Raw genomic sequence first — 11,135 nt, 5'->3', positions numbered from 1 at the left:
TGAATGGTGGCGCGCTCTTCAACGCTGAGTTCGGTATAAGACATAGGGGCAGCACCGTACCGGAAAGGTCAGGTGTTGCACTCAGTTTTTGCCGCCGCCCAGTGAAAAGACCGGCTACGGTAACTCCACTAACGAAGATGCGAATATCAAGATTGGCCTGACGTATTCCGACAAGTTGGTATTTCTGCAGGCGCCCGAGGATTTCGGACGCCGCATAGAGCTGTGGAACGAGATTAAAGCAACTTCGGTTTAATGACGTTGCGACACCGATAAAACAAGCAGTAAAAGGATAAGTACATGAAAGCACTATTCGAGGCTGTACCGCTGGGCCTTACCGACCTGCGAGTGAGCCGGCTGGGCGTTGGCACTACGGCAATCGGTGGCCTTTATTCGCCTACCAGCGCGACCGGCGCCGAAGACACCATGCAGGCTGCCTGGGACACGGGCGTTCGCTTCTTCGACTCCGCGCCCCAATATGGCAACGGCATGGCTGAACAGCGCCTGGGCGCTTTTTTACAGCACAAGCCTCGGGCTGATTACGTGGTGTGCACCAAGGTCGGGCGCCTGCTGCGGGTGCCTGCAACACCAGTGGTTGACGGTTACTACAAAGGCACTCCGCCCGAGCGGCCGGTGTTTGATTTCAGCTATGACGGGGTGATGACGTCAGTGGAGGAAAGCCTAGTTCGCCTGGGTCTCGATCGCATTGACGTGTTGCACATCCATGACCCCGACAACCATTACCCGCAGGCCATCGAGGGCGCCTATAAAGCGCTCGACCGGTTACGTGCTGACGGCACCATTGGTGCGGTCGGTGCTGGCATGAACCAGAGCAGCATGCTTGCCGAGTTTGCCCGCAATGGTAATTTCGACTGCTTCCTGCTGGCGGGCCGCTACACCTTGCTGGAGCAGGGCGCCCTGACAGAACTGTTACCGCTGTGCGTTCAAAAAAACATCTCGATCATTATTGGTGGGGTCTACAACAGCGGCATTCTGGCCAACCCTGGTGCCGGCGCAAAATTCAATTACGAAGACGCCGACCGGGCCCTGATAGACCGCGCCTTGAAGCTCGAGAAAGTCTGCCTGAGCCATGGCGTACCGCTCAAAGCGGCAGCCATCCAGTTTCCACTGGCTCACCCTGCGGTAGCCAGCGTGCTCACGGGGCCCAGGACTCCCACGGAAATGTTTGAAAACGCCGAGCTGTTCCGCACCCCGATCCCAAGTGCGCTGTGGCACGATCTCAAGGCCCAAGGGCTGATCGCTGCCGACGCGCCCACAGCGTGAAGCGCCTCATGCCAAGCGCGATCATCGATACCCATCAGCACTTCTGGGACCTGTGCAGCGGAAGCTATCCCTGGATGGCCGGTGATGCGATGCGTCCCCTGCGGCGCAATTTTGGCCCGCAGGACCTGCTGCCACTGTTGGTTGAAAACGGCGTCAGTGCCACGATCGTTGTGCAATGCAGGCATGACCTGTCGGAAACCCGAGACCTCCTGGCGATCGCCGCGACCTATGATTTTGTGATCGGCGTGGTCGGTTGGGTTGACCTCGAGTCAGTCGACGTGCCCGCGCAAATCGCCGCCTTGCGTGCATTGCCCGGTGGCGACAAGCTGGTGGGCATTCGCCATAACGTCCACGACGAGCCCGATGCCGAGTGGCTGTGCCGGCCTGCGGTACAGGCCGGCGTTGGGGCCGTCATAAGCGCCGGGTTGACCTTCGACCTGCTGGTGCGCAGCAGGGAATTAGCGGCGGCCACTCGTCTGGTACAGCGCTACCCGCTAGGTCGTTTCGTGCTCGACCATCTCGCCAAACCGCCCATCGCCGAAGGCTTCAGCGGCGCCTGGCACGCAGCGCTGGAGGCACTTGCCCAAAGCGACAACGTCTGGTGCAAGGTCTCGGGGTTGGTCACTGAAGCGGCCGCCGGCGCCAGCGCCGAAACCTTTGACCGCTACACGCGAATCGCCCTGGACGTGTTCGGCCAGACCCGGATTTTATTCGGCTCGGACTGGCCCGTCTGCACCCTGGCCGCAACGTACCTTGAGGTGAAGACCATCGCTGAACGCCTCGTCGTCAACCACCCGGAGCTGGCGACGCGATTTTTCCGACTCAACGCTATCGACGCCTATAACCTGGGTTAATGCCCTGCAAGAAAAGGACAACGACATGAGTATCGACTTTGGCACCGGAACCTGGCTGAACCCACCCGCCGATTGGGCGGAAGACGGCACGGGCCTGACCCTGACGACCGATGAAAAAACCGATTTCTGGCGCAAAACCCATTACGGTTTCGTCCGCGACACCGGGCACTTTCTGGGCTTCCCGGCGGCCAACGGGTTCACGGCGCAGATTCGTATCCAGGGCGAGTTCCGTACGCTTTACGATCAGGCCGGCCTGATGGTGCGGATTGATGAAACGCGCTGGATGAAAACCGGCGTGGAGTTCACTGACGGCGAGTTATTCCTGAGCACGGTCATCACGGACGGCCAGTCCGACTGGTCGGTGTCCCAGCCGTTCAAGGAACTGGAGGACTTCTATCTGCGGGTCACCGTCGGTAACGGTGCGATGCGTATCCAGGCCTCGCGTGACGGTACCTTCTGGCCGCTGTTGCGCCTGGCGCCGTTCCCGCAGGCCGACCACTATCAAGTGGGCCCCACGGCCTGTACGCCGGAACGCAGCGGCCTGACGATTCGATTTTCAGAGTTTTCCATCGGCCCGGCCACCACCAAAAACCTTCACGACCTGAGCTAAAGGACTTCCCATGCTGATTGGTATTGACCCGATCCTGAACGCCGACATCCTGTTTGCACTGCGCGCAATGGGGCATGGTGACGAGATCGTCATCGCAGACGGCAGCTTTCCCGCGCAAACCGTGGCCAAGCGGCTGATTCGCATGGAAGCGGCCGACCTGCCACGCATGCTGAAGGCCGTGCTTTCGGTGATGCCGATTGATGAGTCCGAACCCGATCCGGTGGTAGGCATGCAAGTGATCGATGAACCTGACACTGTCGTCACGGCGCACACGGTCATCCAGGGCGTACTGGACGCGTTGCCCGGTGCGTCACCGACGCTGAGTCGCATCGAGCGTTTTGCTTTCTACGACCGCGCCAAGGAAGCGTTCGCGATTATCGCAACGGGCGAAACCCTGTTTTACGGCAACGTGATCATCCGTAAAGGCACCGTGGACCTGGGCGGCAACTGACACTGGTTGGGCAAATAAAAAGGGGACCTTCGGGTCCCCTTTGTGCTGTGCGCGATCAGGTGATTGCGCCAATCTGCCAGGGCACAAACTCATTCTGCCCGTAACCGTGGGTTTCGCTCTTGCTGGGCTCCCCGGACGCCACGCGTAACATCATCTCGAAGATATAAATGCCGCGCTCCTCGATGGTGTCGGTGCCGTCGGCGATGCCGCCACAGTTGACGTCCATGTCTTCCTCTTGATGATTGAACATGTGCGAGTTGGTGGCGATCTTGATCGAGGGGGAGGGCGCACAGCCAAAGGCCGAGCCCCGGCCGGTGGTGAACGCCAGCAGGTTGGCACCGCCCGCCACCTGGCCGGTGGCCGAAATAGGGTCGTAGCCGGGCGTATCCATGAAGACCAGGCCGTGGGCGGTGACGGCTTCGGCGTATTCGTAGACATCCACCAGGTTGGTGGAGCCGCCCTTGGCCAAGGCGCCCAGGGACTTCTCAAGGATGGTGGTCAACCCGCCGGCCTTGTTGCCAGCCGATGGGTTGTTGTTGAGTTCGGCATTCATGCGCTGGCAATAGCTTTCCCACCACCGGATACGGGCAATGAGTTTTTCACCCACCTCGTCGCTCACGGCACGGCGCGTCAACAGGTGTTCGGCGCCATAGATCTCCGGTGTTTCGGACAGGATCGCCGTGCCGCCCGCCGCCACGAGCCGGTCGACCGCGTTGCCCAGGGCCGGGTTGGCGGTGATCCCGGAGTAACCATCCGAACCGCCGCATTGCAGGCCCACGACCAGGTGGCTGGCGCTGACTGCCTGGCGCTGCACCAGGTTGGCGGCGGGTAGCAGGGCCTTGATCTGCTCAATGCCGTTGGCGATGGATTTGGAGGTGCCACCCACACCCTGGATGGTGAACACGCGAAGGTGAGCGCCGGCCTGCAGGTGCTGGGCCTTGAGCAAATCGTCGATTTGGTTGGTTTCACACCCCAGCCCGATCATCAGCACGGAATGGAAGTTGGCGTGCACCGCATAACCGCCCAGCGTTCGCTGCAACATGGCCAGGGCTTCGCCGCCGGGGTCTACCGCACAGCCAATGCCGTGGGTCAGCGCGACCACGCCGTCCACATTCGGGTAAGGCCCAAGGGCGTCGGGATGGATGTCGCGCCGGAAGTAGTCGGCGATCGCCCGCGCCACGGTGGCCGAGCAGTTCACCGAGGTCAGCACGCCGATGTAATTGCGCGTCGCCACGCGACCGTCCGGGCGGACGATGCCCATGAACGTCGCCTCGCGGTGCGGGGTGGGTTTGGCATCGATGCCGAATTCGTGACTGCGTGAAAAGTGTGCCATGCCCAGGTTATGACTGTGGACGTGTGCACCGGCCTCGATCGCCACCGATGCGACGCCGATGATCTGCCCATAACGGCGTACCTGTTCACCGGCCTCGATCCGCCGCACCGCGACCTTGTGCCCGGCCGGAATTGCCTGGCGCACCACCACGCCGTTTTCTTCCAGGACCAGCCCGGCCGGCAGCGGCTGGCGTGCAATCAGCACATCGTCGTGGGGGTCCAGGCGGATCGTGGCGGCGGCAATCTGGCTTTGCGCACTTGTTTTGGCAATCAGTTCCATTACGGCACCTTACTGAGGGAAATGCGGATGCAGCGGTATGGCGCGATCCTAACGCCGGCGCGGGCGTGCGGGTAATGAAAATCCAGAGGCTTGGGATAACCGTGCGTTATCTGTGGGCGCGCCGGTAGGGCTACTTCGTCAGCTCTTCGATCAGCAGGTGCGTGAGTTGCGAGAGTTCCACCTGGGTGCGCGTGACGATGGCGAACGGCTCGCTCTTGGGTGTGATGGTGCAGGGCAGGGCGCTCAACATGGCTTGCAATAACGGCAGCTCTGCCACATCGGTGGGCAACACTGCGACCAGGTTGGGGTCGCTGATCAGCAGCAACAACGTGGCAAAGGTGGACGAGGTTTCGATCGGGTGGGCCGGAAAATTCACGCCCGACTCGTGGAACTCGCGCTCCAGCGTCTGGCGCAATGGCATATTCGCCGAGAAGATCACCCAGCCTGAATCGGCCAGATCTTCGAGGGTCAGCGATTCGCGCCCCACCAAAGGATGGCTCGGGTTGGCCATGACCACCAGCGCTTCGGGTTTCATGCTGATGCTGTCGTACGCCGTGGGCCGTGGGCTCACACTGGGGTAACACAGCGCCATGTCCAGGCGGCCCTGGTCCAGCAGGCTCAGTAGTTTGACGCTGGTGTCTTCGACAATCTCGATGGTCGCCTGCGGTTGGCGCTTGCGCAGCCGCAATACACCCGCCGTGAGCAGCGGTACGCCGCCCATGATCGTGCCGACAGTGAGGCGTCCGCCGTGCCCTTGGAAGATCCCGTGCATTTCCTGGCGCAGGTGAGACAGGTCCGTCAGGATCAACCGCGCGTAGCGAATCGCGCAACGGCCCATGGCGTTGGCATTCAGCCCTTTGCTGGTGCGTTCGAACAGCGTCGCGCCGAGGGTTTCCTCCACGTCGTGCAGCGCCTTGGTGGCGCCGGGCTGGGTGATGCCGATGATCTCGGCGGCGCGGTGGATGGAGCCGTGATCGTCCAGTGCAACCAACAGGCGCAACTGCTTGAGACGAAGGCGCGAGGAGAGGGTTTCCAGGGTTGGCATCGTCATCAGGCGGACGCTTTTTTTAGAGGAGGTGCCCGGCATTAGGCATCAGCAGGCGTGAAAACGCTAGCGACCTGCGAGCGTGGTGCAAGCGCTTGCTGGAGCGCTTTTGCACCCGGGGATAGCCAACGGTTATCGGCAGGGGGTGCACTTGTCATTACTCGTGCGGCATGAAGTGCAGTACTTTTCATCCAGCGGGTTTGGCGGTGTTTGTCATGACGTCGCACTGACCACAAGACGATTCGGGATGTTTTTCAGAACAGGAGCCACGTACATGCCTGACAGGCCAGAAAACACGCCAGAAGTGACGGGCAGTACCCGGGTGCTGGGCATCCTTGCCCACCCCACCGACCATGTAAAAGCGCCGCCCCGGATCAACCGGATTGCCCGTGAGCGTGGCAGTGACGCGATCATGGTGCCGATGAATGTGGCGCCGGAGCATTTCGAAGGCTTCGTCAACAGCCTGCGAACCGTGTTGAGCTTCGACGGTACCATTGTCACGGTGCCGTTCAAACAAGCCATCTTGCCGTTGTGCGATGAACTCAGTGAGCAGGCCGCCGCCGTGGGGGCTGCCAATGTGATCCGGCGTTTGGCCGATGGTCGCTTCAGGGGTGATCAGTTGGATGGCGTCGGTTTCCTGCGGGGGCTTCAGCATGCCGGCATCGACGTGGCAGGCCAGTCGGTGTACCTGGTGGGGGCCGGCGGTGCGGCGAACGCGGTCGCCTTTGCCCTGGCCCAGGCCGGCATCGCCCGCCTGACCCTGGCCAACCGCAGTGAGCACAAGAGCGCTGAACTCAAGGAACGGCTGTTGCGCCACTTCCCGGCCCTGGCAGTTGCGCTCGGAACCCAGGACCCCAGTGGCCACCAACTGATCATCAACGGCACCTCGCTGGGCATGCATGCGGCCGACCCGTTGCCGCTGGACGTGTCCCAACTGACCCCACAGATGACCGTGGCGGAAGTGGTCCAGGAACCTGAACGCACGGCGTTGCTGATAGCGGCCGAACACCGTGGCTGCCGGGTCCACCTGGGGCGCCATATGCTGGAACACCAGGTGCAGTTGATGGCGGACTTCCTTGGCCTGTAACCGGCCGCACTCATTTCGCTAGAAGGATTGATCATGAACGAATTAGCCATCCATGGTGGGCCCCGCGCTATCGGAGGGACGCTGCCCAGCTTCCGTGACGCGTCCGGGCGCACCTTCGGTCCCGAGGAAGAAAAATTGCTGCTGGAGGTGATTCGCTCTGGCAGCCTGTCCTTTCTGGTCGGCCCCAAGACCCGCCAGTTCGAGCAGCGCTTTGCCGAGCTTTACGACGTATCGACCGCAGTTGCTGTCGCCAACGGCACGGCGGCCTTGCATACCGCGGTGATCTTCCTTAACCCGGAACCAGGCGATGAGATCATCCTGTCGCCGGTCACCGACATTGGCACGGTGATCCCGGTGCTCGCGCAGTTGGCGGTGCCGGTCTTTGCAGACGTTGACCCACTGACCCAGAACCTGGACCCGGCCTCCATCGAGAAGAACATCACCCCGCGTACTCGGGCGATCATCGTGACCCATGTGTTTGGTCATCCGGCAGACATGGACGCGATCATGGCGATTGCCCGCAAGCACCACCTGTTTGTCATCGAAGATTGCGCCCAGGCGCACCTGGCCTACTACAAGGGCCAGTTGTGCGGCACCTTTGGCGATGTCGGCTGTTTCAGCTTCCAGCAGTCCAAGCACATGACCACTGGCGATGGTGGCATGGTCATCAGCAATCGCGGCGAATACAACGGGCGCGGCCTGCGTGCATGCAGCGACAAGGGCTGGCCACGCGAGCGCGGTGGCCGCGACCACCTGTTCCTGGCGCCCAATTACCACATGACCGAATTGCAGGCCGCCGTAGGGTTGGCGCAGGTCGAGAAATTGCAGCAATTTGTCGATGCGCGTGTCGCCTCGGCCGATCGCCTGACCGAGTTGCTGGACGGGCTGGCCATCCAGCCGGTGTTGCCGTTGCCGGACACCCTTGGGGTGTACTTCTTCTATTCGTTCCGCGTGGACACGGCGCAACTGACGGTGCCAATGCAGGACGTCATGAAAGCGCTGGTGGCCGAAGGCATCGATGGTTTTATCGGGTACCCGGGCGAGGTGCCGCTGTACAGCTACCCGGTGATCCGCGAGCGCAAGACGTTCGGTACCTCGGGGTTGCCGTTTACCTTGCCGGGCGTGACCCCGCAGGACTTTTCCGGCAGCGTTTGCCCGGTGGCGGAAAAGGCCTGCAAGGAAACGGTGTGCATGTGGTGGACCGACCGTTTCGAGGAGCAACACCTGCAAGGCATCGCTCATGCGATTCGCAAAGTACTCAGCGCTTATGGCCGAGGCTGACAGGCAATGGAGGAGGTTATGAACATGCACCCTGTACTCGGCCAGCAGTTTATCGCGGGTGCCCGCAGCGGCCTGGGTGAACCCCGTCACCAGAGCTTCGATGCCGCCACGGGTGAAGCCCTGCCTTGGGCGTTCCACCAGGCCACGCTTGATGAAGTAGGGCAGGCTGCCCAGGCGGCAAAAAATGCCTTTGGTGTTTATCGCCAACTGAGCCCGGTGCGGCGTGCGGAATTCCTTGAGGCAATCGCCGAGGAGCTGGAAGCGCTGGACCAGGATTTCATCGCCATCGTCTGCCGGGAAACTGCACTGCCCACCGCACGTATCCAGGGCGAGCGCCTGCGCACCAGCAACCAGATGCGCCTGTTCGCCCAGGCGCTGCGCCGGGGAGACTGCCTTGGTGCGCGGATCGACCTGGCACTGCCGGATCGCCAACCGGCGCCGCGCGTCGACCTGCGCCAGTACCGCATTGGCGTCGGCCCGGTGGCGGTGTTCGGCGCGAGTAATTTCCCGCTGGCATTTTCCACCGCCGGGGGCGACACCGCTTCGGCGCTGGCGGCCGGTTGCCCGGTGGTGGTCAAGGCCCACAGTGGCCACATGGCCACCGCCGAACAGGTGGGCTGCGCTATTGAACGCGCCGCCAAGCGTACCGGCATGCCGGCGGGCGTGTTCAACATGATCTTCGGCGAGGGCGTCGGTGCAGACCTGGTCAGGCATCCGGCGATCCAGGCGGTGGGTTTTACCGGCTCGCTGCACGGTGGCAACGCACTGTCCAAAATCGCTGCCGAACGTACGCAGCCGATTCCGGTGTTCGCCGAGATGTCGAGCATCAACCCCGTCATCCTGCTGCCAGATGCGCTGGCTGCCCGGGGCACGACCATCGCTGGTGAACTGGCCGCTTCGGTGGTGTTGGGCGCAGGGCAATTTTGTACCAACCCGGGCCTGGTAATCGGTATCCGTGGCCCGGCGTTCAGCGCGTTCAGCGAGCAGCTCAAGGAACACCTGGCGGGACAAGTACCGCAGACCTTGCTCAATGCGGGCGGCCTGCGCAGCTATGAGAAAGGCGTCAATGCCTTGAGGGCGTGCCCGGGCGTTGCGCACCTGGTGGGGGCACCGCAGGGGGGCAGCAAGGCTCGAGCGCAGCTGTTCAAGGCTGACCTCGCGCTGCTGCTGGAAGGGCATCCGTTGCTACAGGAAGAAGTCTTCGGCCCCACCACCGTGCTGATCGAGGTGGCAGACGATGCGCAACTTGACCAAGCGCTGCGGGCCTTGCGTGGCCAGCTGACGGCGACCCTGATCGGTGAACCGACCGACCTGCTCAACTACCAATGGCTGGTGCCGCTGCTGGAGGAGAAGGTCGGCCGTATCCTGGTCAATGGCTACCCGACTGGCGTCGAAGTGTGCGATGCCATGGTGCATGGCGGCCCTTACCCGGCCACCAGCGATGCCCGGGGGACTTCGGTGGGCAGCCTGGCGATCGATCGATTCCTGCGTCCGGTCTGCTATCAGAACTACCCGGACAGCCTGTTGCCAGCGGCCTTGCAAAACGCCAACCCCCTGGGCATCAACCGGCTGGTGAATGGCGAGTGGTCCCGGGGCTCGGTGGGTCAGGTACGCGACTGAGGCTGCAGGTGCGCCGGCAGGCGGCGCAGCGTCCACCACACGGTCAACATCGCCGCGACCGCGCTCAGGGCGATGCCGACCAACATGGGTGCCGGTGTATGGTCGGCGAACACGCCGGCCAGGGACATGGCCACGGCGGCGGTGATCATCTGGATCGCGCCCAGCAGCGCCGAGGCCGAACCGGCCACCGCGCCGTGATCTTCCAGGGACAGCACCCCGGCCGCCGGCAACAACAGGCCGAGGAAACCAAAGCCGATAAACAGCAGCGCCATCATCAGCGGCAGGCTATTGCCCCACAGGGTGGTGAGGGCCAGCAAGGTCATGACCGTTGCCACGCCCGCCACCGACCAACGGATTAGCGGCGCCAGGCCGAAACGCGCACTCAGGCGCGCGGTCAGTTGGCTCAGGGCAAAAAACGACGCGGCGTTGAGGGCAAAGCACAGGCTGAATTGCGTGGGCGTGAGCCCGTAGTACTCGATGTAGACGAACGGCGCGCTGCCGATGAACACGAAGAACGTCGCCAGGCCAAAACCGCCCACCACTGACAAACCGGTAAACACCGGGTCGCGCAACAACGCGCCGTAGCTGCCGAATGCATTGCCCAGGGTCTTGCCCAGGCGGCGCTCGGCGGGGTGGGTTTCCGGCAGTTGTACGATGGTCATGATCAGGCACAACACCGCCGCCACGCCCAGCACCAAAAACACTTCGCGCCAGCTCCACACCGCGATGATCAGGCTACCGGCCAGCGGCGCCAGGATCGGTGAAATGCTCACCACCAGCATCAGCAACGCCATCAGTCGTGCGGCCTCGTGGCCGGTGTACAGGTCGCGCACAATCGCCCGCGGAATCACCATCCCGGCACAGGCGCCAAACGCTTGTAACGCACGAAAACCAATCAGCGCTTCGATGCTCGGCGCCAGGGCGCAACCAATGCTGCCCACGATAAAAATCACCAGGCCGGCGTAGATCGGCGGCTTGCGCCCGAACACATCGCTGATCGGCCCGTAGAACAGCTGGCACACCCCGATGATCATGAAGAACACCGTCAGGCTCATCTGCACGGCGGCAGGCGAGGCGTGCAGGCTGGCACCCAGCGTCGGCAAGGCCGGCAGGTAGATGTCGATGGCGAAGGGGCCGACGGCAGTGATCAGCCCCAGCAGCAGGGCGAGGTGGGCGATACTTCGAGGCATGGAGGTTCCGGGCGGCGGTAAAAAAGAGCGGCCAGCTTAGTGATCACCCTGCGGGTATACAAGCCAGGGATTACAGACTGGCTACACATTGACGCGGGCGAGGC

10 protein-coding genes are annotated in these 11,135 nt (G+C 62.6%); 7 read left to right on the top strand and 3 right to left on the bottom strand.

Annotated elements, in window-relative coordinates:
- The first annotated feature begins 297 nt into the window (after positions 1 to 297).
- The 4 genes from ACZRN6_RS31000 to ACZRN6_RS30985 are packed head-to-tail and all read left to right on the top strand — an operon-like array spanning position 298 to position 3,196.
- A complete protein-coding gene (locus tag ACZRN6_RS31000) occupies positions 298 to 1,281 on the top strand; it encodes an aldo/keto reductase (RefSeq protein WP_322145239.1) in 984 nt (327 codons plus the stop codon).
- 8 nt (positions 1,282 to 1,289) lie between these two features.
- The gene (locus ACZRN6_RS30995; RefSeq protein WP_322145238.1) at positions 1,290 to 2,135 is read left to right on the top strand and encodes an amidohydrolase family protein; all 846 of its coding nucleotides are present in this window, start codon (positions 1,290 to 1,292) and stop codon (positions 2,133 to 2,135) included.
- A 25-nt stretch (positions 2,136 to 2,160) separates the two neighbouring features.
- Positions 2,161 to 2,745: a DUF1349 domain-containing protein gene (locus tag ACZRN6_RS30990; protein ID WP_322145237.1), complete on the top strand. Its 585-nt coding sequence runs from the start codon at positions 2,161 to 2,163 to the stop codon at positions 2,743 to 2,745.
- Between the two features lie 10 nt (positions 2,746 to 2,755).
- Positions 2,756 to 3,196, top strand: a complete 441-nt coding sequence (locus ACZRN6_RS30985) for an RbsD/FucU family protein (RefSeq protein WP_322145236.1) — start codon at positions 2,756 to 2,758, stop codon at positions 3,194 to 3,196.
- Between the two features lie 55 nt (positions 3,197 to 3,251).
- Here the strand turns inward: ACZRN6_RS30985 and ACZRN6_RS30980 are convergent, their stop codons facing one another.
- Together ACZRN6_RS30980 and ACZRN6_RS30975 are read right to left on the bottom strand one after the other, a co-directional pair.
- Entirely contained in the window at positions 3,252 to 4,808 is a 1,557-nt protein-coding gene (locus ACZRN6_RS30980) for a UxaA family hydrolase (RefSeq protein ID WP_464009628.1), read from the bottom strand.
- A gap of 130 nt (positions 4,809 to 4,938) precedes the next feature.
- Positions 4,939 to 5,859 carry a LysR family transcriptional regulator gene (locus ACZRN6_RS30975; protein WP_322145234.1) on the bottom strand — a complete coding sequence of 307 codons (921 nt, stop codon included), beginning with the start codon at positions 5,857 to 5,859 and terminating at the stop codon, positions 4,939 to 4,941.
- A 268-nt stretch (positions 5,860 to 6,127) separates the two neighbouring features.
- Between ACZRN6_RS30975 and ACZRN6_RS30970 the strand changes: the two genes are divergently transcribed.
- The 3 genes from ACZRN6_RS30970 to ACZRN6_RS30960 are packed head-to-tail and all read left to right on the top strand — an operon-like array spanning position 6,128 to position 9,841.
- Positions 6,128 to 6,940 carry a shikimate dehydrogenase family protein gene (locus tag ACZRN6_RS30970; RefSeq protein WP_464009627.1) on the top strand — a complete coding sequence of 271 codons (813 nt, stop codon included), beginning with the start codon at positions 6,128 to 6,130 and terminating at the stop codon, positions 6,938 to 6,940.
- Between the two features lie 33 nt (positions 6,941 to 6,973).
- On the top strand, positions 6,974 to 8,221 hold the full coding sequence (locus ACZRN6_RS30965; RefSeq protein ID WP_464009626.1) for a DegT/DnrJ/EryC1/StrS family aminotransferase: 1,248 nt from the start codon (positions 6,974 to 6,976) through the stop codon (positions 8,219 to 8,221).
- A 24-nt stretch (positions 8,222 to 8,245) separates the two neighbouring features.
- Positions 8,246 to 9,841 (top strand): aldehyde dehydrogenase (NADP(+)), encoded by a 1,596-nt coding sequence (locus ACZRN6_RS30960; protein ID WP_464009631.1) that lies wholly within the window; start codon positions 8,246 to 8,248, stop codon positions 9,839 to 9,841.
- Here the strand turns inward: ACZRN6_RS30960 and ACZRN6_RS30955 are convergent.
- The gene (locus ACZRN6_RS30955) at positions 9,826 to 11,031 is read right to left on the bottom strand and encodes a multidrug effflux MFS transporter (RefSeq protein WP_464009625.1); all 1,206 of its coding nucleotides are present in this window, start codon (positions 11,029 to 11,031) and stop codon (positions 9,826 to 9,828) included. The genes ACZRN6_RS30960 and ACZRN6_RS30955 overlap by 16 nt on opposite strands.
- Positions 11,032 to 11,135 lie beyond the last annotated feature (104 nt).

Source organism: Pseudomonas sp. A125, from assembly GCF_055409485.1.
Note: the sequence above shows the minus strand (reverse complement) of the source record. Positions and strands in the feature narration are given on the sequence as shown.